Source organism: Methylorubrum pseudosasae, from assembly GCF_029504475.1.
Classification (GTDB): domain Bacteria; phylum Pseudomonadota; class Alphaproteobacteria; order Rhizobiales; family Beijerinckiaceae; genus Methylobacterium; species Methylobacterium extorquens.
The window spans coordinates 4,540,477-4,559,858 of the sequence record NZ_JAQGDU010000002.1; the positions used below are offsets into that span (position 1 = coordinate 4,540,477).

20 protein-coding genes, 1 tRNA gene and 1 pseudogene are annotated in these 19,382 nt (G+C 69.0%); 11 read left to right on the forward strand and 11 right to left on the reverse strand.

Translation table 11 applies throughout. The features are described 5' to 3' along the window. Nucleotides 1-12: 12 nt before the first annotated feature. Nucleotides 13-1,425 (reverse strand): Wadjet anti-phage system protein JetA family protein, encoded by a 1,413-nt coding sequence (locus tag M2437_RS22500; RefSeq protein ID WP_253388730.1) that lies wholly within the window; start codon nt 1,423-1,425, stop codon nt 13-15. A gap of 152 nt (nt 1,426-1,577) precedes the next feature. Between M2437_RS22500 and M2437_RS22505 the strand changes: the two genes are divergently transcribed. Continuing rightward, nucleotides 1,578-2,252 (forward strand): HAD family hydrolase, encoded by a 675-nt coding sequence (locus M2437_RS22505; protein ID WP_238507905.1) that lies wholly within the window; start codon nt 1,578-1,580, stop codon nt 2,250-2,252. Between the two features lie 225 nt (nt 2,253-2,477). Beyond that, the gene (locus tag M2437_RS22510) at nt 2,478-2,867 is read left to right on the forward strand and encodes a hypothetical protein (RefSeq protein ID WP_003605194.1); all 390 of its coding nucleotides are present in this window, start codon (nt 2,478-2,480) and stop codon (nt 2,865-2,867) included. A gap of 69 nt (nt 2,868-2,936) precedes the next feature. Here the strand turns inward: M2437_RS22510 and M2437_RS22515 are convergent, their stop codons facing one another. Next, entirely contained in the window at nt 2,937-3,827 is an 891-nt protein-coding gene (locus M2437_RS22515; protein ID WP_003605195.1) for an HpcH/HpaI aldolase/citrate lyase family protein, read from the reverse strand. Nucleotides 3,828-4,087: 260 nt separating this feature from the next. Here M2437_RS22515 and M2437_RS22520 point away from each other — a divergent pair, with 260 nt between their 5' ends. Continuing rightward, complete coding sequence (locus M2437_RS22520) at nt 4,088-4,477, forward strand: tautomerase family protein (RefSeq protein WP_253388731.1); 390 nt, start codon at nt 4,088-4,090, stop codon at nt 4,475-4,477. Here M2437_RS22520 and M2437_RS22525 read toward each other — a convergent pair. Beyond that, complete coding sequence (locus M2437_RS22525; protein WP_253388732.1) at nt 4,461-5,363, reverse strand: LysR substrate-binding domain-containing protein; 903 nt, start codon at nt 5,361-5,363, stop codon at nt 4,461-4,463. The genes M2437_RS22520 and M2437_RS22525 overlap by 17 nt on opposite strands. A 117-nt stretch (nt 5,364-5,480) precedes the next feature. On the opposite strand from M2437_RS22525, the gene M2437_RS22530 reads away from it, so the two are divergent. The 4 genes from M2437_RS22530 (at nt 5,481) to M2437_RS22545 (ending at nt 7,831) form a co-directional block, all read left to right on the forward strand. Beyond that, complete coding sequence (locus M2437_RS22530) at nt 5,481-6,683, forward strand: MFS transporter (RefSeq protein ID WP_253388733.1); 1,203 nt, start codon at nt 5,481-5,483, stop codon at nt 6,681-6,683. Between the two features lie 130 nt (nt 6,684-6,813). After that, nucleotides 6,814-7,179 carry a hypothetical protein gene (locus M2437_RS22535; protein ID WP_253388734.1) on the forward strand — a complete coding sequence of 122 codons (366 nt, stop codon included), beginning with the start codon at nt 6,814-6,816 and terminating at the stop codon, nt 7,177-7,179. Between the two features lie 142 nt (nt 7,180-7,321). Next, nucleotides 7,322-7,549, forward strand: coding sequence for a hypothetical protein (locus M2437_RS22540; protein ID WP_012752772.1), 228 nt, complete (start codon nt 7,322-7,324; stop codon nt 7,547-7,549). Beyond that, on the forward strand, nt 7,550-7,831 hold the full coding sequence (locus M2437_RS22545) for a hypothetical protein (RefSeq protein WP_003600059.1): 282 nt from the start codon (nt 7,550-7,552) through the stop codon (nt 7,829-7,831). It begins immediately after the preceding gene. 134 nt (nt 7,832-7,965) lie between these two features. On the opposite strand, the pseudogene M2437_RS22550 reads toward M2437_RS22545, so the two are convergent. The 4 genes and pseudogenes from M2437_RS22550 to oxlT all read right to left on the reverse strand — a co-directional run bounded on the left by M2437_RS22550 (nt 7,966) and on the right by oxlT (nt 12,750). Next, nucleotides 7,966-9,548 (reverse strand): annotated as a pseudogene (locus tag M2437_RS22550) (acyl--CoA ligase). A gap of 2 nt (nt 9,549-9,550) precedes the next feature. After that, the gene (locus tag M2437_RS22555; protein ID WP_003600053.1) at nt 9,551-10,558 is read right to left on the reverse strand and encodes a 2-dehydropantoate 2-reductase; all 1,008 of its coding nucleotides are present in this window, start codon (nt 10,556-10,558) and stop codon (nt 9,551-9,553) included. A gap of 105 nt (nt 10,559-10,663) precedes the next feature. Then, entirely contained in the window at nt 10,664-11,428 is a 765-nt protein-coding gene (locus M2437_RS22560; RefSeq protein ID WP_056154551.1) for a fumarylacetoacetate hydrolase family protein, read from the reverse strand. Between the two features lie 11 nt (nt 11,429-11,439). Continuing rightward, on the reverse strand, nt 11,440-12,750 hold the full coding sequence (oxlT, locus tag M2437_RS22565) for an oxalate/formate MFS antiporter (RefSeq protein WP_003600049.1): 1,311 nt from the start codon (nt 12,748-12,750) through the stop codon (nt 11,440-11,442). A 304-nt stretch (nt 12,751-13,054) separates the two neighbouring features. Here oxlT and M2437_RS22570 point away from each other — a divergent pair, with 304 nt between their 5' ends. Further along, nucleotides 13,055-13,258, forward strand: a complete 204-nt coding sequence (locus M2437_RS22570) for a CsbD family protein (protein ID WP_003600046.1) — start codon at nt 13,055-13,057, stop codon at nt 13,256-13,258. A 128-nt stretch (nt 13,259-13,386) separates the two neighbouring features. Continuing rightward, nucleotides 13,387-13,803 carry a CsbD family protein gene (locus M2437_RS22575; RefSeq protein ID WP_015822662.1) on the forward strand — a complete coding sequence of 139 codons (417 nt, stop codon included), beginning with the start codon at nt 13,387-13,389 and terminating at the stop codon, nt 13,801-13,803. Here the strand turns inward: M2437_RS22575 and M2437_RS22580 are convergent. Beyond that, entirely contained in the window at nt 13,787-14,728 is a 942-nt protein-coding gene (locus M2437_RS22580) for a sensor domain-containing diguanylate cyclase (protein ID WP_253388735.1), read from the reverse strand. The two genes, M2437_RS22575 and M2437_RS22580, sit on opposite strands and share 17 nt — an antisense overlap. Nucleotides 14,729-14,876: 148 nt before the next feature. Here M2437_RS22580 and M2437_RS22585 point away from each other — a divergent pair, with 148 nt between their 5' ends. After that, nucleotides 14,877-15,653, forward strand: a complete 777-nt coding sequence (locus tag M2437_RS22585; protein WP_253388736.1) for a creatininase family protein — start codon at nt 14,877-14,879, stop codon at nt 15,651-15,653. 6 nt (nt 15,654-15,659) lie between these two features. On the opposite strand, the gene M2437_RS22590 is transcribed toward M2437_RS22585, so the two are convergent. From M2437_RS22590 to M2437_RS22600, 3 genes are all read right to left on the reverse strand, one after another. Beyond that, entirely contained in the window at nt 15,660-16,922 is a 1,263-nt protein-coding gene (locus M2437_RS22590; RefSeq protein WP_253388737.1) for a glycosyltransferase, read from the reverse strand. Nucleotides 16,923-16,958: 36 nt separating this feature from the next. Continuing rightward, complete coding sequence (locus tag M2437_RS22595; protein WP_253389661.1) at nt 16,959-18,257, reverse strand: alpha/beta hydrolase; 1,299 nt, start codon at nt 18,255-18,257, stop codon at nt 16,959-16,961. A 250-nt stretch (nt 18,258-18,507) separates the two neighbouring features. After that, a tRNA-Thr gene (locus M2437_RS22600) sits at nt 18,508-18,583 on the reverse strand. 480 nt (nt 18,584-19,063) lie between these two features. On the opposite strand from M2437_RS22600, the gene M2437_RS22605 reads away from it, so the two are divergent. Further along, a complete protein-coding gene (locus M2437_RS22605) occupies nt 19,064-19,381 on the forward strand; it encodes a DUF167 family protein (protein ID WP_253388738.1) in 318 nt (105 codons plus the stop codon). Nucleotide 19,382 lies beyond the last annotated feature (1 nt).

A 19,382-nucleotide genomic window follows, 5' to 3' on the forward strand; every position in this document is an offset into this window, starting at 1 on the left:
CGGGTTGTCCGTTCAGCCTGCTTTGCCGGCTCCGCGCCGGGCGGCGGGGGGCGGTATGCGCTCGATCGTGAAGTCCGGACAGTCGAGCCAGCCGTTGGAGACACGGCCCTCGATCCGGGCGACGCGGTAGCGGCTGCGCAGGACGCCGTCGAACAGCACGTCGATCTCGCGCAGGCGCTGGAAGACGACGAAGGCATCGACGTCATCGACCTGGATGTCCGAGCCGCGCAGGGCCTTCACCTGGGCGAGCCGGGCGTCGAGATAGGCGACGATGCGCTCCGGCGTCACGGTGATGCGGCGGCGGAATTCGTCCTTGGCGGCGATAAACGCCTCGATCGCCGGATCGATGTCGATCTCCGGCAGCGGCTCGTACTCAATGATCCGGCGCGGCATGCGCGGATTCGTGAGCTGCGGCGGGCCGATCGGCGGGCGCAAGAGGGAGATCTGCGGCAAGGGCAGGCCGGCGAGGTCGTCCTCGCCCGCGCCGACCGCGCGGAGCGCCGCCGCCGCCCGCTCGATCCGGGCCGAGTCGCGCGGGTCACGGTAGCGGAGCGCGGCCGAGATGCGCCGCTCCAGCCGGGCGACCACCTCGGCCACTGCGTCGAGATGCGGGTCGAGTCCCTCGAAGATCGAGAGGATCTCGACGAGATCGGTGCGCACCATCCGCTCGGCGGCGGTGATGTCGGCGGCGCGGCCCTCGCGCAGGTTGCCGTCGGCCAGCGCCCGGAGCGTCAGCGGATCGCGCAGGGCGCGCCCGGCCTCGCGCACGATGCCGGAGCGGAAGCGGAACGGGTTGAAGCGGGTGTGCAGCGTCCGGTAGTCGGAGACGAGGTGGCGCTCGACGAATTCCTCGAAATAGAGCCGGAAGGCCGCACTCAGATCGGGCTCGTGCAGGATGCGCTCTTCGAGCTTGCGCATGGCGCCGGCCAAGCCGCGCAGGTGGCCGAGGAAGGTGCGCGAGGCTTTCGCCGCGTTGCGCAGGGCCTCCGAACGGTCGGCGGGGCTGGCGATGGCGCTTTCCAGCGCGCTCAGGACTTCGAGCACCGCGCCGCCATAGGAGCGGGTCTCACCGCGCTCGATCCGGGCCAGTTCCTCGATCAGCAGCCGCGCATCGGGGTCGAAATCGACCACCGGCACGTAGCGCTCGCGCCGCTCCACCAGCCAGCCCGCCTCGATCAGCCTCCGGAACACCGCCGAGCGCCGCTCGATCGGATCGACCGGCGTCGCCTCGTCGTCGGCGATCTCGGCCTGGCTCCAGCCGGCGGAGAAATCGCCGATGGCGGCCAGCAACTCGCTCTTGCGCAGGGGCTCGGCGGCATCGCCGAACACGCGGGCATGCAGGTGCAGCAGCAGGGCCGCGTTGAAGGCGCGGCTCGGCGAGGCGAGCGGTCGGAAGAGGTCGTCGGCGAGATGAGTGAACAGCATGACGGGACGGGCGCGACCACAACCCGCTCGGGCGCCGCGGGTCAATGCTCGCGCCGCTCTATCCCCCCTTGATCCCTGATTGATCCCTTCTTGCATCGACCGCGGCATGCATCCGTTGTCTCGACAGACGCCGCCCGATGGAGCCCAAAGAAATGCGCATCGAAACTGTCTTCCTGTTCGATCTCGACGGCACGCTGGTCGACAGCGTCTACCAGCACGTGCTCGCCTGGAAGGAGGCGCTCGACGCGGAGGGGATTCCGCTCTCGGTCTGGCGCATCCACCGCAAGATCGGGATGAGCGGGGGCCTGTTCACCAACCAACTCCTGCGCGAGACCGGGCTCGCCATCGACCCGGAGCGGATCGACCGGCTGCGGCGGCTGCACGCGGAGGCCTATGGCCGGCTCTCGAAGGGCGTGGTGCCGCTGCCGGGCGCCCGGGAACTGCTCGCCACGCTGACCGAGAACCGCATCCCCTGGGCCATCGCCACCAGCGGGCGGATGGAGACCGCCGGCCACAACCTCGTGGCGCTCGGCGTCGATCCCGAACAGGTGCCGGTGGTGACCCGTGACCTCGTGAAATACGCCAAGCCCGATCCGGACCTGTTCCTCGCCGCCGCCGCGCGGCTGAACGCGCCGATCGAGCACGCGGTGATCGTCGGCGATTCGATTTGGGACATGCTAGCGGCCCGGCGCTGCCGCGGGCTCGGGGTCGGCCTGCTCTCGGGGGGATACGGCACCGAAGAGCTCGAACGCTCCGGCGCGGTCAGGGTCTACGACGACCCCGCGATGCTTCTGGAACACCTCGACGAAGTCGGCGGCCGACGCTGAGCGCTGAGAGCGCACTATGGCCAAGGCTAAGCCGAAGATCCGCTGCGCTCGGCCTCGGTCATGGGTCCGCAATGTGACCCTGACGATTGGATGAACGGCCTCTTGCACCTTCGTTCATGCGACAGGACGTAGCGTGAGCTTCGGCACATCGGGAGTGAACCGAATCCAGGCCGTACCCGTTGGGGTGCCAATGGATCGATGATCCACCCTTTTCGGAGAGACGTCATGAAGAAGCTTGCGATTCTGTCCGCCGTGGCCGTCCTCGGCGTCGGCGCCCTGTCCTCCACCGATGCCGAGGCCCGCTGGCGCGGCCGTGGTGGCGGCGGTGGGGCAATCGCGGCCGGTGTCATCGGCGGACTCGCGGCCGGCGCGCTCGTCGGTGCGGCCGCCTCGAATGCCTACGGCTATGGCGGCTATGGTGATGGCTACGGTTACGGCGGTGGCTACGGCTATGCCCGCCCGGTCGCCGGTTACGGGTATGGCTATGCCCGTCCCGCCTACGGATACGGCTACCGCAACGTCGGCTATTACGATGGCGGCTACTACGCGCCGCGTCGTGCCTATGGTGGCTATTCCTGGGGTGGCCCGGCCTACGATTACGGCTACGGCTGGTAAGCCTTCCAGGCCTAACAGCTTCTCATAACGAAACGGTCGCGCCCCATCCGGGCGCGGCCGTTTCGCGTTTCAGGCAGCGGCGTCGCGGGCGGCGATGGTCTCCGACCAGACCACGGCGCGGCGGGCCACGCCGATATGCTGGCGCTCGTACATGCGGCCCTCGACCTTGATCGCCGCGCGCTTGGCGTTTTCCGGCAGGTTGAAGGCCTCAATCACGAGGCGGGCGCGGCGCACCTCCTCCTCCGTCGGAGCGAAGGAGGTGTTGGCGGGCTCGAGCTGGTTCGGGTGGATCAGCGTCTTGCCGTCGAAGCCGAGGTCGCGCGCCTGCCGGCACTCTTCGCGGCAGCCCTCCGGATCGGCGATGTCGTTCCACACGCCGTCGAGGACGATCAGCCCCTCGGCGCGGGCCGCGGCCAGGGTCAGCATCATCCAGGGCAGCATCGGCACCCGCCCGCGCACCAGCTGCGCCCAGGTGTCCTTGGCCAGATCGTTGGTGCCGAGCACGAAACCGGTGAGCCGGTTGCGGCGGTCGCGGCGCGCCTTGGCGATCTCGTGGATGTTGAGGATCGCGGCCGGGGTCTCGATCATCGCCCAGACGGCGATGGAATCGGGGGCGTCGAGCGCCTCCAGCGCATCGGCCACGCTTTCCAGCACCGCGGGCGAGGACACCTTCGGCATCAGGATCGCGTCGGGCTTGGCCTGGATCGCCGCACGCAGGTCGCCGTCGCCCCAGGGCGTCTGCGGCGCGTTCACCCGGATCACGAGTTCGCGATGGCCGTAACCGCCACCCTTCACCGCGGCGCAGACCTGATCGCGGGCCAGCTCCTTCTCCTCCATGGAGACGGCATCCTCGAGATCCAGGATCAGCGAGTCGGCGGGCAGCGTCTTCGCTTTATCGAGCGCCCGCTGGTTCGATCCCGGCATGTAGAGAACACTGCGGCGCAACCGCAAATCGGACATGTCTCGTCTCCTCGCAGGGGCCGGTGAGGGGCCCGGTGCGCCGCTCCCCACCCTCATTTGAATGCATAATACGAACAATCCCGATCGGTTGGAAGCGGCCGGAAGCGAAGCTATTTAACCGCGAGCGCCCGACAACCGCCAGAGGGCGCAACTTCGCCTTGCGGCGCAGCCGTCCGGATCTCGGATCTCGGCCGACGCGCCCGAACCGTCTTTCGGCCTCGTTCCCCTCTTGGGGACGATGCTTCATCCTGGAGAGTCCCATGCCCTTGATGCGTTTCGACCTGATCGAGGGCCGCAGCGATGCGGAACTGAAGGCGCTTCTCGACGCCGCGCACGAGGCGATGCTCGAAGCCTTTCAGGTGCCGCCGGGCGACCGCTACCAGATCGTGACCGAGCACAAGCCTTCGCGGATGATCGTGGAGGATACCGGCCTCGGCATCCCGCGCACGCAGAATGTGGTGGTGGTGCAGATGATCACCCGGCCGCGCGGGCGCGAGAAGAAGGAGCTGTTCTACCGGCTGCTGACCGAGAAGCTGCAGGCCGCCTGCGGCATCGCCCCCGCCGACGTGATGGTTTCGACGGTGGAGAACACCGACGAGGATTGGTCGTTCGGGCACGGTCGGGCGCAGTTCCTCACCGGGGAATTGTGAGCTCCGGCCGCCCGCCCTCCGCCACGAGCCAGTCGATGAGCGCGGTAAGCGCGGGCGACTTGTCGGCATCGAACGGCGTCAGGGCGAAGTAGGCGGCGCGCCCGACCCGGATCTTCGAAAAAGGCGCCACGAGCCGGCCCGCGGCGACCATCCGGTCGAGCACGGGAAACGGCCCGATGCCGAGACCTGCGCCGTCCTCAAGCGCTTGAAGGGTCACGAAGAAGTGGTCGAACACCCGGCGGCGCACGCCGCCGGGGAGCGTCACCGCGGCGGCCGCGAGCCAGTCGCTCCAATCCCCCGGCCGGGTCTCGGTGCCGAGGAGGATGTGACCGTCGAGGTCGCGCAACGTCGCGAGCGGTTTGTCCTGTAGCAAGGCGGGGCTTGCCACCAGCGTGTCGGTCTCCGTCAGGAAGGGCGCGGCGCGGTGCTGTGGCCAGGGCTCGGGGCCACGCCGGATCGCGAGGTCGAACCCGCCGCGCAGCGCATCCTGCAAGGTCGTTGTGGTGGTGACCCTGACTTCCGTGCCGGGACGAACCGCATGGAAGTCGTCGAGGCGCGGGATCAGCCAGCGCATCGCGAAGGTCGCGGGCGCGCTGACCCGCAGAACGCGCGGCGCCTGGGGCCGCCCACACGCTTCCGCCGCCGCCGTGAGCCGGTCGAAGGACAGGCTGATCTCCTCGGCGAAGACGCGCGCCGCCGGGGTCGCCACCATCCGTCGGCCGACCCGCACGAACAGCCGCTGGCCGAGCCAGGTCTCCAGGGCGGCGATTTGCCGGCTCACCGCGCCGTGGGTCAGCCCGAGTTCGAGCCCGGCCTGCGCGTAGCTGCCGGCCCTGGCCGCGACCTCGAACACCTGCAATGCGTGCAGCGGCGGTAGCCGGCGCATGTCCCTCGCCCCATCGATGCGTGAGAAAACCGCACGAAACCCGTGAGGCGAACGGCTCTCATCGCGCAAAACTCACAAGTCTAAGATCGCCGCGCAATCGCAGCCGGAGATTTTCGTGTGAGCCAAGCCGTTCGACTCGATGCATTCCAGCGAGCGGATCGCGCGGACCTCGACCTCAAGCGGCGCAGCCTCGGCGGAGCCTGCCTCGCCCACGCCTTGCACGACGGCTACACCGACCTGCTCTACGTGCTGCTGCCGGTCTGGCAGGCGGAGTTCAGCCTCGGCTATGCCGGGCTCGCCGTCCTGCGCAGCCTCTACTACGCGACCATGGGCGGGTTGCAGATCCCCGCGGACCGGCTGGCGGCGCGCTGGCCGATCCGCATGAGCCTCGCCATCTCGACCCTCGTCGCCGCCGCGGGCTTCGGTGCGATGGCACTGAGCGGCAGCCTGTTCGGGCTCTGCGCCGGTCTGGTGCTCGCCGGGATCGGTGCGAGCCTCCAGCATCCCCGCGCTTCGCTCCTCGTCGCACAGGCCTATGGCGGCGCCGCGCGCGGGCCGCTCGGGATCTACAATTTCGCCGGCGATCTCGGGAAGGCGGTGTTTCCGGTCGCCGTCGCGCTGCTGCTCGGGGTGACGGCGTGGCGGCCGGTCGCCGGGCTGATAGCAGCCGTCGGCCTCGCCGCAGCGCTGGCGCTCGTCGTCGTCCTGCCGCGGGGATCGCTGGCCGCCGCACCCCCGCGCGCCGGCCAGAGCGGCCGCGAGGGTGCGGGCTTCACCCTCCTGATGACGGTCGGCGCCTTTGACACCGCCACGCGGATGGGCACGCTGCTGTTCCTGCCCTTCCTTCTGGAGGCGAAGGGCGGCACGGGCACGACCACCGGGCTCGCCCTCGCCCTGGTGTTTTCCGGCGGCGCCTTCGGCAAGGCGGTGTGCGGCTGGCTCGGCGAGCGGCTTGGCATCGTGCCTTGCGTCGTCGCGACCGAGACGGCCACCGCCCTGGGGGTCGCCGCACTCCTTGTCCTGCCGCTCGGGCCGACCCTGGCCCTGCTGCCGCTCCTCGGCCTCGTCCTCAACGGCACCTCCTCCGTGCTTTACGGGACGGTGCCGGATCTCGCGCCGCGGGGGGATGTCGGCCGGGCGTTCGCGCTGTTCTACACCGCGGTGATCGGATCGGGCGGCCTCGCGCCGATCGCCTACGGAGCACTGGGCGACAGGGCCGGCTCGGCCGTCGGCCTTCTGGCGGCCGCCGCCACGGCGCTCGCCATCGTTCCGCTGGTGCTTCGATTGCGCCGGCCGCTCGCCGCCAGCGGCCAGGCTTGAGCAAGAACAAACGCGAATTCAGCCTTTGTCTTCGGCTATACGGCCAAGTCACGAAACAAAATCAGGTCAACCTTTCGTCAAGATCGAACGTCAAGGGCGTCCTCGAAGTGCTTTTCGAAGGGACGACCGGATGCGAAGAACCTGCCTCGGCGCCTGTGCCGGCCTTGTGCTGCTCGCAGGACTGTCCGCACCCGCGCAGGCCGAGAACCGGACGGCGATGAGTGTCGGAGCCGGCGCTGTGGCCGGTGCGCTCGTGGCCGGGCCGGTCGGCGCCGTGGTGGGTGCGGTGGCCGGCGGCTTCATCGGCTCGAACAGCAGCGCGCGTCCCCGTTCCACCCGCAAGCGCCGCGCCGCCCTGCGCCGGTCGGTCCGTGCGCCCCGCCGCGCGGCGATGGCCGAGCCGGCGGTCGCCCGCTCCGAGGCGCCGCGGGCGATGAACACCGGTGGCGCGAGCGCCGCCGCACCGGTCCGTTCCGGCTGGCAGGATCCGCGTTGAGCGCGTCCGGACCGGCCCTGGCAAGTGTCGCTTTCACGTCACAGCCAGGGAAATGCGCAAGCGTGGCCGGTCCGGTGCCATTTTCATGACGCGATGCGGCGCGCAGGATCACCTCATGCAATCGTCCGAGAGCGAGGAAGCGATGGCTGATCCGAGCGCCGACCCGAACCGAACGGACCGACTGCAGACGGTGTCCTGCCTCGAGCGGCCCGTCGTCAGCCGGGTGACCAAAGGTGTCGCCTCCGCCATCGGCAAGCGCCTGTCCGTCGATAAGGACGGCGCCCTGCCCGATCGCCTCGCCTCCCTCGTGGATCGTCTCCAGGCCGGACCTCTCGGCCGCACCTCCCTCAAGCATCGTCGAGTTGCCTGAATGTCCAAGTTCGATCGCGCCCTCAACGACGCCGCCGTAGTCCCCTTCCCCGCCGCCGCCGCCGAGGCGGTGGCCGACGAGAACGTCGCCTCGATCATCGAGGTGCTTCAGGATCAGCTCAAGCTCGCCCGCGAGGGCAAGCTACGCTCGGTCGCCGTCGTCTCGGTCTCGAACGACGGCAGCGCCATCGGCACGCAGTGGTCCTGCGCCCATGGCGACGTGGCGAGCCTGATCGGCAAGCTCACCGTCCTGTCCCACGACATGATGGCCGCGCGGAACTGAGTTTTTCGCACTCGGCGAGAATGAAGAAAGGGCCGGCGGTTCATCCGCCGGCCCTTTCTGTTTGATCCTGCCCACTGCTTCGGTCGGCGACACAATCCGGGCACCGCGGGCGGCACCCGGATCGGGCGGAAGCCTCAGACCAGCCCGAGCTTCTGCGCCAGCCCGATGCGCTGGAGCTTGCCGGTGGCGCCCTTGGGGATCTCGTCGAGGATCAGGATCTTGGCCGGCACCTTGAAGGCGGCGAGCCGCTCCGAGGCGAAGCTGCGGATATCCTTCTCCACCGCCTCGACGCCCTCGCGCAGAACGATCGCGGCGGCGACATCCTCGCCGAGCTTGTCGTGCGGCACGGCGAAGGTGACGCATTGCGACACCGCCGGGTGGTCCATGAGGATCTCGTCGACCTCGCGCGGCGAGATCTTCTCGCCGCCGCGGTTGATGATCTCCTTGAGCCGCCCGGTGATCGAGAGGTAGCCCTCAGGGCTCAGCACACCCTGGTCGCCGGTGCGGAACCAACCCTGCTTGGTGAAGGCCTCGGCATTGGCCTTCTCGTTGTTCTCGTAGCCCTTCATCACGTTGTCGCCGCGGATGACGATCTCGCCGGTCTCGCCCGCGGGCAGCGGCTCGCCGTCCAGATCGACCACCGCGATTTCCGGGCCCGCCGCGAGGCCGACCGAGCCCGCGTAGTGGGGCTTGGGCGGCAAGCGGGTTCGAGGCCATCTGGTGCGCGGCCTCGGTCATGCCATAGGCCTCGATGACGGGGGCGCCGAAGGTCTCTTCCAGCTCTTTCATCACCTGCGGCGGCAGGGACGAGGACGAGGAGCGGATGAAGCGCAGCGGGTTGCGCGCGATGATTTCCTTGTTGCGCGCAGCCCGGCCCAGGATCGCCTGATGCATGGTCGGGACGCCGGTGTACCAAGTGGGGCTCACCTCATCCATCCAGCCGAAGAACTTCAGCGCGTTGAAGCCCGGCGTGCAGGACACCTGGCCGCCGACCGAGAGCGGGGCGAGGATACCGGCGATCAGGCCGTGGATGTGGAACAGCGGCATGATGTTGAGGCCGCGATCCTCGGGCCCGAAGGCGAGCGCGGTGCGGATGTTGCGCGCCGAGGCGCAGACATTGGCCTGCGTCAGCGGCACGATCTTCGGCCGCGAGGTGGTGCCGGAGGTGTGCAGCACCAGGGCGATGTCGTCCGAACCGGCGGGGGCCGCTCTTCTCCGTGGGACCGGCGCTCTCGCCGGCAAAATGCAGCGTGAAGCTGCCGGCGCCCTCGTCCGGGGTCGGCCGCAGGCGGGCCACCGACACGCCGAGCTTCTCCGCGACCGCGACGGCCGGCGTCTCGGAGCCCTCGGCGACCAGCAGGAGCTTGGCCCCGAGGTCGCTCATGTAGAACTCGAACTCGTCGGCCTTGTAGCTCGGGTTGAGCGGCGCCGAGGTGGTGCCGGCAGCCACCGCGATGAAGGCGGCGGCCATTTCCGGGCCGTTCGGCAGCACGATCGCGACGCGGTCGCCGCGGCCGATGCCGCGGGCGTTGAGGTCGGCGACCGTGCGCTCGGTCAGCGCCCGCAGGGCCTGGAACGTCAGCGGCACGCCGCCGGGGCTCGACAGGGCGGGGGCCGCATCGGCGCCGGCCTGGATCAGCTCGTGAAGAGTCGTCGCGGGCACGCTGGCCTCCTTGGAATCGATGGGGAGAAGGGCGGAAGGTTCGGGCAGAAGCATCGTCATGCCCCCTGGATCGCGAGGCGACCCTGGGCACGCTCGAGGCTCTGGGCCAGGAGCCGCATCAGGGCGAAGACGGTGTCGATATGCGGGGTCGGGGTGCCGGTGAGGCGGCCGAGTTCGATCACCGAGCCGACGAGGGCTTCGAGCTCGATCGGCCGGCCGGCCTCGACGTCCTGAAGCATCGAGGTCTTGTGAGGGCCGACCTTCTCGGCACCGGCAATGCGCTTGTCGATGCCGAGGCGGAAGGTGACGCCGAGCTTATTCGCGATGACCTCCGCCTCGCGCATCATTTCGGCGGCGATCGCCCGGGTGTCGGGGAAGCGGCAGATGTCTTCCAGCGTCGCGTGGGTCAGCGCGGAGATCGGGTTGAAGCTGAGGTTGCCCCACAGCTTGAGCCAGATCTCGGCGCGGATGTCGCTCGTGACGGGCGCGCGGAAGCCGGCCTTGGCGAGGCGCTGCGACAGGGCGAGCACCCGCTCCGACTTCGAGCCGTCGAGTTCACCGAGACCGAAGCGGTTGCCCTCGATCACCTTCACGGTGCCGGGATCGGTGAGCACGGTCGCCGGATAGACCACCGAGCCGATGACGTGTTTGGGGTCGAGATGGTCGGCGATCAGCCCGCCGGGATCGGCGCTTTCCAGCCGCGTGCCGGCATGGTCTCCACTGTAGCCGCCCAAGAAATACCACCACGGAATCCCGTTCTGCATCGTCACCACGACGGTGTCGGGGCCGATCAGGTGGTGCAGGTCGGCGGCGATCGGGCCGACCTGATGCGCCTTGACGGTCAGCAGCACGACCTCGTGCACGCCCGCCTCCTGCATGGAGCGGGTCGCCTTGACGGATTTCGAGTGGATCTCGGTGCCGTCCTCCTCGATCAGGCGCATGCCGTCCGCCTGGATCGCCGCCGCGTTGGAGCGGGCGATGAAGGTCACGTCCTCGCCGGCCTCCGCCAGCCTGACTCCGAGATATCCGCCGATGGCGCCGGCGCCGACGATCGCGATGCTCATATTCTCACCCGTGCTGCCGTTCTTCGCTCCGCCGGCTTCGTTCTGAAACGCCGTTCGAGGCCGATTCCGTCCGGCCGCGGAGACCACTTTTGCTTGAGCGTGCCGTTAATCGAACCGGTTCGAGAGCGTTCCGATGCCCTCGATCACCACTTCGACCGTGGCACCCTTGGGGATCGGCCCCGACCCAACCGAGGTACCGCAGGCGATCACGTCACCCGGCTCGAGCGTCATGCCCTGCGAGAGCTGCGCGACGAGCCGGGGGACCGGGATCAGCATGTCGCCGATCGGGAAGTTCTGACGTTCGCGCCCGTTCACCAGGGTCCGTACGGTCAGCGCCGCCGGGTCGAGCCCCGTGGCGATGACCGGGCCGAACGGTCCGAAGCCGTCGAGCCCCTTGGCGCGGGTCCACTGCGTGAAGCTCGCATCCGCCTTGAGGATCGCCGAAGCGGTGACGTCGTTCACGCAGGTGAAGCCGAAGACGTGGTCGGCGGCTTCTTCCTCGGTGAGGTCGCGCGCCGTTTTGCCGATCACGATTCCGAGTTCGCCCTCGTAGAGCGCCCGGCCCGCCGCCTCCGGCACCGCCACCGCCGCGCCGGAAGGCCGGAAGGTGTTGGCGGGCTTAATCAGGAACAGGGGCGCCTCGGGCCGCGACAGGCCCTGCTTTTCCATGAGCGCCCCGAAGTTGTTCCACAGAGCGATCATCTTCGAGGGCCGGCAGGGCAGGCCGACGCTCACTTCCGCGAGCGCCAGCACCTGCCCCGTGGATCTGTTCTCGCCGAACAGGTCGCCCTCGCAGACCTCGATCCGGTCTCCGTCGAGCCGGCCGAAGCCGGGCTCGCCGTTATGGACGAAGCCGATCCAGCGCGTCACGGTCACCTCCGTCACTGGTTGCGGGCCACGAAGCGGGCGCGCATCGGCTTCAAGACGAAGAGCGCGAGGAAGCCGGCGATGAAGGCCATGCCGGAGGCGAGATAGAACACGTTCTGCCAGGAGCCGGTCGCGGTCTGGATCGCCAGGAAGGCCGGCAGCATCAGCGAGGCCGTGCCCTTGGCGGTGTAGAGCAGGCCGGCATTGGCGGTGGCGTTCTTGTCGCCGTAGGTGTCGGCGCAGGTCGAGGGGAACAGTGAGTAGATCTCGCCCCAGGCGAAGAACACGAGACCGGTGAGCAGCACGAAGGCCATCGGCGAGTGGGCGAACATGCCGAGCGCCAGGATGCCGGCACCCTCGATCATGAAGGCGGCGAACATGGTGTTCTCACGCCCGATCCGGTCGGAGATCCAGCCGAAAACCGGCCGGGTCACACCGTTGAGCACCCGGTCGATCGTGAGCGCGAAGGTCAGCGCCGGCAAGGTCAGGCCCATGAGCGAGACCGGGATCGAATCGACCTGGAAGTCTTTGGCGATGGGCGCGAGCGAGGCCGTCGCCATCAGGCCGCCGGCGGCCATCATCACGAACATCGCGTACATCAGCCAGAAGACCGGGGTGCGCACCATCTCGGCCGACGAGTACTGGCGGCGGCTGGTGGCGTTGGGGGAGACGCGGCCGGCGAGCATCCGCTCCTTGTAGGCAGCACTCGGCGAGGAGAGCAGCAGGGCGGCGACCATCACGACGATGCCCTGGCCGAGGCCGAAGGCGAGGAAGGTCTGCTCGTAGCCGCTGTCGCGGATCATCGCGGCGATCGGGATGACGGTGAGGGCCGAGCCCGCACCGAAGCCCGCGGCGGTGAGGCCGGCGGCGAGGCCGCGGCGATCCGGGAACCACTTGAGGGCGTTGCCGACGCAGGTGCCATAGACCGCGCCCGCACCGATGCCGCTGATGGCGGCGGCCAGATACAGGAACCACAGCGAGTCGGCGACCGAGTTCATCGCCCAACCGACGGCGCAGAGCACGCCGCCGAACAGCGTGACGACCTTCGGGCCGTACTTGTCGACGAACCAGCCCTCGATCGGCACGAGCCAGGTCTCGGTGAGGACGAAGATCGTGAAGGCGACCTGGATCGCCGGCTTGCCCCAGTGATACTTGTCGTTGATCGGATTGACGAAAAGCGTCCAGCCGTACTGCAGGTTGGCGATCATCGACATGCACAGCACGCCGAGAATGAGCTGTCCCCAGCGCCCGCCCAGAGGCGAATCGGCGCGCGAGACGGAATAAGCACTAGCGCCGGGCAATGGATCGGCGGCTTGAACGGCCATGGAGCGGTCCCTCGAACTCACGTCTTCTTGGCGGACCGGAACGGGTGCCCGGCTTAGCCATATTGGAATTTTGGATACCGCATACGTAACCGCTCGTGACCCAAGCGCTGACAGGAAAATATTTGGCCGCCGCGCAGATATTTTTTGAACGTCGGCGCAGCGTTGGCGGCCGTAAATGCCCGCTGCCAGCGCGTGTGCGGCGATGCACACCACATCATAGGATTGGAACCAAGCGCTCGGGGCTCCCGTTCAGTTTGCCGAGAGCGTCGCGACGCGGCGCAAGAGCAATGAACGAGGAAACGCGATGAGCAGCACGACCGACAAGATCAAGGGTGCCGCCAACGAGGTCGCTGGCAACGTCAAGCAGGGCGTCGGCAACGTGACCGGCAACGACAAGCTGCAGGCCGAGGGCAAGGCGCAGGAGCTCGAGGGCAAGACCCAGCGCACCGTCGGCGAGGCCAAAGAGGGCGTGAAGAACGCCGCCGATGCGGTGAAGAGCAAGCTCTAAGGCGCGAGGCCGGCGGGATTTTCCAATTGAAATCCGACGGCTGGAGCCGCACCCGACCGGGTGCGGCTTCTTCGTTTCGGGCCCCGTCGTTGGGGGCTCGGCAGACATTTGATCAAAGGGAATTCATCATGAACAGGGACCAGATCGAGGGCGGCCTCCGCAACCTCAAGGGCCGCGGACGCACCGTGTTCGGCGCCGTCGCGGGCCGGGCTCGCCCGCAGGTCGAGGGTGCCTACGAACAGGTCGCGGGCGTGGCGCAGGCGGCCTACGGCCGGACCCGCGAGCGGGCCGAGGACATCTACGAGGACGGCTACCGTATCGCCGACCAAGCGGTCTCCCGCGGCCGGCATCTGCGTGATGAGGCCGCGCAACGGGGCCGCCACCTCCACGACGAGGCCCATGCCCGCGGCCGGCACCTGCGCGACGAGGCGGACCGGCGCGGTCGCGCCCTCGCCTTGCAGGCCGAAGAGAACCGCGGCACGACCCTGGCGCTGGTCGCCGCGGCGGCCTTCGGCCTCGGCTGGCTCCTCAGCCGCCGTCGCTGACGTCGACCCGTCTGACCGCTTCCTTGGCCTCGTAGAGGACACGGTCGGCCCGCGCGAGCAGGGCATCGACCGTGTCCTCGGGGCCCTGTGCCGAAGCGAGGCCGAGGCTGGCGCCGATCCGCACTGGCTCGGCCTCGATGGCGATGGGTGCAGCGATGACCGCGCGAACGGCCTCGGGCGACACCGCCACGCCGTCCGGCACGATCAGGACGAATTCATCGCCACCGGGCCGTGCCGCGAACAGGCCGTGCGAAGCCGCCAGTTCGGCTAGGCGGCGACCGATCTCCGTCAGGACGCGATCGCCCGCGGCGTGGCCGAGGCGATCATTGACGGGCTTGAAGCCGTCGAGATCGAGGCAGAGCACGCCGGGGCGTTGTCCGGCGGCCAGCTGCCCCGCCAGATGCTCACGCAGATACATCCGGTTCGGCAGGCCCGTGAGGTCGTCGTGTCGGGCGAGGTGGCGGAGCCGCTCGTTCGCCGCCTCCCGCTGCGTCACATCCCGGTCGATGCCGCGATAGCCGCGCAACGCGCCGTCGGGACCGAGCAGCGGCACGCCGCTCGTTTCCAGCACGACGAGGCTGCCGTCCTTGCGCAGGTTGCGGTTGAGAAGCTGGGTGAAGGGCCGTTGCTCGGCGGCGATGGCGCCGAAGATCCGGCCGACCCGCTCGGCCTCGTCCGGCGGCATGAAGTCGAAGGGGGTGCGACCCAGCACCTCCTCCGGCTCGCGGCCGAGCAGGGCGACGCATTGGCGCGAGGCGTAGGTGTAGCGCCCCTGCGCATCGACCTCCCAGATCCAGTCCGAGTTCTGCTCCAGCATCTCCCGCAGGCGGGCCAATTCCCGGCGCATCGCCGCGGACGAGTCGTCATTCGCCGCGCCCGTATCGGAAGGCATCGCGCCAAGCCCGTTCTGAGGAAAGGTGTTCATGGCAATTCGGCAATGGCAAGCGAGGCAATCCGGCAGCTCCTAAGCCAGCTTGACTAACGTGTGGTTGATGCGGTTTCCGCTTGATCGCTGCCGGAAGCCTATGAACGCGCCGGCGCGTCGCTCAAACCGCGACAAAGGAGATGACAGCATGCCGGCGCGATCCTGGCTCGACCTGACGACGGCGGAGATCCGTGCCCGCGACATGAGCCGAACGATCGCTGTGCTGCCGGTTGCCGCGGTGGAGCAGCACGGACCGCACCTGCCGCTCGGCACCGACACCCTGATCGCGGAAGGCTATCTCGCGCGGGTCGCACCGCAGGTGCCGGAGGCGCTCGACGTGCTGCTCCTGCCGGTCCAGAGCGTCGGCAAGTCGGATGAGCACGATTCCTTCCCCGGCACGCTGACCCTGACCGCGACGACCGCGCTTGCGGCCTGGACCGAGATCGGCGCGAGCCTGCACCGGGCCGGCTGCACGAAACTCGTGATCGTCTCTTCCCACGGTGGCAACAGCGCGCTCATCGACCTCGTCGCGGGCGAGCTGCGCGGTCAATTCAGTATGGTCGCGGTGACGACCTCGTGGAGCCGGCTCGGCCTGCCCGAGGGGCTGTTTCCGGCCGGTGAGATCCGCCACGGCATCCATGCCGGCGGCATCGAAACCGCCTTGATGCTGGCGCTGCGGCCCGACCTCGTCCGGCGCGATCACATTGAGGATTTCGAACCCCGCACGGTGGCGATGGAGCGCGACTTCGCGCTGCTGCGCGCCGGCCGCCCGGCGGCCTTCGCCTGGAAGACGGAAGACCTCCACCCGTCCGGGGCTATCGGCGACGCCCGCCTCGGCACGGCGGAAGCGGGCGAGGCCGCCCTTGCTTACGGCGCGCACGCCTTCGTGCGGCTGCTGGAGGAGGTGGATCGGTTTTCGCTGTAGCGGGCGTCAGGCCGCGGACGATCGAACCGTTCGAGCGAAGATTTCGACCGCATCGCAGGCCTCTCCGACGCCATCCTCCTGCGCCATCCGTGCCTTGGCCGCCGCGCAGGCCTGGGCGACGTGCGGATCGGTCAGCAGCCGGCGCAACGTGGACGTCGCGCGGGCCGGCGTGAAGCGGCGGCGGCTCAACGAGGTGCCGACCCCGAGCCGTTGCAGCCAGCGCGCCTCGTCGAAGTGATCGAAGGCGACGGGCACCACCAGTTGCGGGATTCCGGCCGCGAGCGCCTGCGCGACGGTGCCGATCCCGCCATGGTGGATCAGGGCCGCGCAGCGAGGCAGCACGCGGCTGAACGGGGCGTAGGGGACGTGCAGCACGCTCGCAGGCAGGTCCGTCGGCACCTGCCCGCCCTGCGGCGCCAGGAGGAGGCCGCGCCGTCCGAGCCTTTCGCAGATCCGCAGCGCCGTGCGGAAGAAGCCCTGGCTCCCCGACATCGCCGATCCGTAGGTGAAGGCCAGCGGCGGCCCCTCGTCCAGGAAGCGCGCGACGGCGGGCTCCAGCTCGGCGACATCGCCGAAGCGATCCGCAAGCGGGAAGCCGACCTGCAGCGATTGGGGCATCCGGTGTGGCTGCGGCGCGGCGTACCATCGCGGAAAGGCGAACAGGACGCGCTGCGGGCTGCTCCACCAGCGGCGGAGCCGGAGCACCGGCGGCAGGTCCAGCCTCGCGCGAAATTCGTTCAGGGCCGGCAGGGCGGCGGGCCCGATCACGAAACGGTCGGCCCCACGTCCGATCCAGTGCCGGAAGCGTGCCGGCAGCCGCTCGGAGAGCGGGAGGCCGGGCAGGATCGGCGGATCGGTGCGGCTCCGAGCGAGCAACGGCATGAGATGCACCGTGACGACGTCCAGCCCGAGCTTTTCCTGGGCCACCCGCGCCCCGAGCGCCAGCGTCGAGGCGAGCACGATGCTCTCGCCGGGCCGTGCGTTCCTCGCGAGCCAATCATAGACCGGCTCGGTCGCGGCCGAGACATGGCGGAACATCGCTCCGACGCCGCGCCAGGGTCGCCAGAGTTCGGTCTCGGTGGCGGCGAGACGGTAGTCGTCCTCCGTCCCGAGGGCGAAGAACGGCAGGTCCGCCCGGGCGGCCATGGCCGCGAACGGAGCGGGCGCCGCCAGCGTGACCGCATGCCCCCGCCGTCGCAGCTCGGCCGCGATCGCAAGGAGTGGCAGGACATCGCCGTGGCTGCCGACGGCAACGATGAAAACCTGCATCGACCTCAGTGTTGGCTGGCGTCCGGCCGTGCCGGATCAGAGCGGAAGGGCGGGTTCACGTTCGGGGCACGCAGCGGGGGCGAGCACCTGCTCGCGCAGCCGCCGCGGGCCCAAAGTCATCGCGAAGAAATCGTAGGCGCCGGGCCGCTCGTTCGCGAGCAGGAACTGGAAGTGCATCCGGAAAGGGCGGAAGCGTACCCGCCGGTAGGTCTCCGGGCAGATCAGGTCGCGAAAGCGCGCCGAGCGCACGAGCGGATTGGCGACCGGCCGCCCGTGCAGCTCGAGGCCGAGGTGATGCAGCGGATTGAAGCCGGGGAAGTTCATCCAATCCTGGGGCGCGTGGAAGTCGCACCAGACGATGCGCCGCTCCGTGACGAGGCCCGCGATCTCCGCCCGCAGGCGCGTGGCGGCCGGCTGCATCGCCACCAGCGGCAGCCCGGACCCGAGCGTCACGAGGGACAGGTTGGCGCCGGAGGTGCCGATCGTCCCGTCACGGGCGAGCACGCGGGCCGCGACCTCGACCGCCGTCAGCCCGCCGGAGGAATGGCCGACGATCATCACCTCGTCGGTCGCCTCCCCCGCCGCGGCCCGCGCCGCGAGGGCGGACAGGATATGCGCAGCAAAGGCATCGAGGCGGCGCTCGTAATCGGGCCGCAAGCCCTGGCCGTGCTGCCAGTTGAACACCCAGTCGTTCAGGAGCTGCCAGAAGAAGACGCGGTTCAGGAAGGCTTCGATCGCCTTGATCCAGACGATGCCCGCCACCACGGCCAGAGGCAGCGAGACCCAGAGCGGCCATCGCAGGCTGTGACCGAACGCGTCGCCGAGATGGGCATGAACCGTCACCCCGATGACGAGGGACAGAGCGGTGAGCAGGATCACCATCACGAAGGGGTAGAGGATGACGTTGCCGTATTTCCAGTTCAGCCGGTAGAAGCGGAACAGCAGGCCGATCAGGATCATGTGCAGGGTGCCGACGACGAGTAGCGCCACGCTGAGAAAGCGGGAGCGGGCGAAGTCGGCGGCGACGATGTCGTCCCACAAAAGCACGTCGTAGCGGGTCTCGGCCCCGTCGCCCTGGTCGGGCGGACTGACGGTCCAGCTCTGGACCAAGCCGTCCTCGCTCGTTTGCGCGCGGGAGATCTCCCGCCTGCCGCCGAACCGCTTGGTGTAGCGAGCCCATTCCCGCACGAAGAGCAGCCGGTAGCGAGTTTTCGCCTCGGGATCATAGCCGGGAATATAGAAGACGTAGCGGTGGCGCACCGATTCCGGCCGGGCCTCCTGCATATCCGGCGGCGTGAAACTCAGCAATTTACGCATACGTCCGAACGCCCCCATCCGGATGACGGTCCTCACGCCGTAGCCGAACGCGTCAGCCGCCTGCGGAAAGAGCCTCAAACCTTTTCGAAATGCACCATCATCCGTTACAACTCTGACAGTTGCGAAAAGGGAGCAAAGGCAGCTCTCGAAATCGGCGTCACGCGAAGGTGAAGATTTTCGTCCTGTGCCGCATCCCGGACAGGCCAGCCGCCGACAAGGACAGTGCTCACGCGCGCTGCCCGACATGTCTGCAAAATCGTGGGGAGAATGGTGCCGGTTGCGGGACTCGAACTCGCGACCTACCGCTTACAAGGCGGTTGCTCTACCAACTGAGCTAAACCGGCAGCGTACAACCCGCTATCAGCCCGCCCCGAACGGCGCAAGCGCATCCCCGGCCGCCCACTCCACTTGTTCAATCCCCGATCTGTATATTGCGCACAACTGAGCTTGTCTGGGCGACGAGCTCAAGCATTGGGGTCAAGCCGGCCTAGGGCCATTCGCACGAGAACCGATCGAAAGCCCGGTACAGGTGTGGACGCGGGCGAAGCGGCGGTGGGCCCTCGTCGGAGGCGAAGCGGCCTGCGGGCGGCCGTCCTCTGGCTGCTTCCGGATGCCCCTGAGCCCTCGTCCCAACGACCTTCGACGCGGCCGCGCACCGCGGGGCCTGAGGATCACCGCGAACGTGCCGCCGCCGGGGCGCGCATGAGCGCAAGCCGAACCGATGATCCGCTGATTATCCCGATGACAATCCGCTCAGCCGGACGGATACGCGTCGGCACGGGAGCATGTCCGCCCGATCGGGACGCGGAGCCCGCGAGGCTGTCATGACGCAAAGCCCCTTCACCCTCGAGGCGAACGGCCTCGTCCTGGCGGTGCGGCTGACACCGCGAGCCAGCCGAACCGGCCTCGACGGCGTCCGCACGGAGGCGAGCGGGCGGCCGGTCCTGTCCCTGCGGGTGGCGGCTCCACCGGTCGAGGGTGCCGCCAACGCGGCGCTGACCGCCTTCGTCGCCAAGAGCCTGGGGCTGCGGAAGGCGGAGGTGACGCTGGTCTCCGGCGAGACCTCCCGCACCAAGCGCCTGCATCTCTCCGGCGATCCGAAGACACTCGCGGCGCGGGTGGAAGCTTGGCTGGGCGGGTAAA

Coding starts and splice junctions, on each gene's coding strand:
- M2437_RS22500 (WP_253388730.1), bottom strand. CDS start 1,425: ATGCTGTTCACTCATCTCGCCGACGACCTCTTCCGACCGCTCGCCTCG.
- M2437_RS22505 (WP_238507905.1), top strand. CDS start 1,578: ATGCGCATCGAAACTGTCTTCCTGTTCGATCTCGACGGCACGCTGGTC.
- M2437_RS22510 (WP_003605194.1), top strand. CDS start 2,478: ATGAAGAAGCTTGCGATTCTGTCCGCCGTGGCCGTCCTCGGCGTCGGC.
- M2437_RS22515 (WP_003605195.1), bottom strand. CDS start 3,827: ATGTCCGATTTGCGGTTGCGCCGCAGTGTTCTCTACATGCCGGGATCG.
- M2437_RS22520 (WP_253388731.1), top strand. CDS start 4,088: ATGCCCTTGATGCGTTTCGACCTGATCGAGGGCCGCAGCGATGCGGAA.
- M2437_RS22525 (WP_253388732.1), bottom strand. CDS start 5,363: ATGCGCCGGCTACCGCCGCTGCACGCATTGCAGGTGTTCGAGGTCGCG.
- M2437_RS22535 (WP_253388734.1), top strand. CDS start 6,814: ATGCGAAGAACCTGCCTCGGCGCCTGTGCCGGCCTTGTGCTGCTCGCA.
- M2437_RS22540 (WP_012752772.1), top strand. CDS start 7,322: ATGGCTGATCCGAGCGCCGACCCGAACCGAACGGACCGACTGCAGACG.
- M2437_RS22545 (WP_003600059.1), top strand. CDS start 7,550: ATGTCCAAGTTCGATCGCGCCCTCAACGACGCCGCCGTAGTCCCCTTC.
- M2437_RS22555 (WP_003600053.1), bottom strand. CDS start 10,558: ATGAGCATCGCGATCGTCGGCGCCGGCGCCATCGGCGGATATCTCGGA.
- oxlT (WP_003600049.1), bottom strand. CDS start 12,750: ATGGCCGTTCAAGCCGCCGATCCATTGCCCGGCGCTAGTGCTTATTCC.
- M2437_RS22570 (WP_003600046.1), top strand. CDS start 13,055: ATGAGCAGCACGACCGACAAGATCAAGGGTGCCGCCAACGAGGTCGCT.
- M2437_RS22575 (WP_015822662.1), top strand. CDS start 13,387: ATGAACAGGGACCAGATCGAGGGCGGCCTCCGCAACCTCAAGGGCCGC.
- M2437_RS22580 (WP_253388735.1), bottom strand. CDS start 14,728: ATGAACACCTTTCCTCAGAACGGGCTTGGCGCGATGCCTTCCGATACG.
- M2437_RS22585 (WP_253388736.1), top strand. CDS start 14,877: ATGCCGGCGCGATCCTGGCTCGACCTGACGACGGCGGAGATCCGTGCC.
- M2437_RS22590 (WP_253388737.1), bottom strand. CDS start 16,922: ATGCAGGTTTTCATCGTTGCCGTCGGCAGCCACGGCGATGTCCTGCCA.
- M2437_RS22595 (WP_253389661.1), bottom strand. CDS start 18,257: ATGGGGGCGTTCGGACGTATGCGTAAATTGCTGAGTTTCACGCCGCCG.
- M2437_RS22605 (WP_253388738.1), top strand. CDS start 19,064: ATGACGCAAAGCCCCTTCACCCTCGAGGCGAACGGCCTCGTCCTGGCG.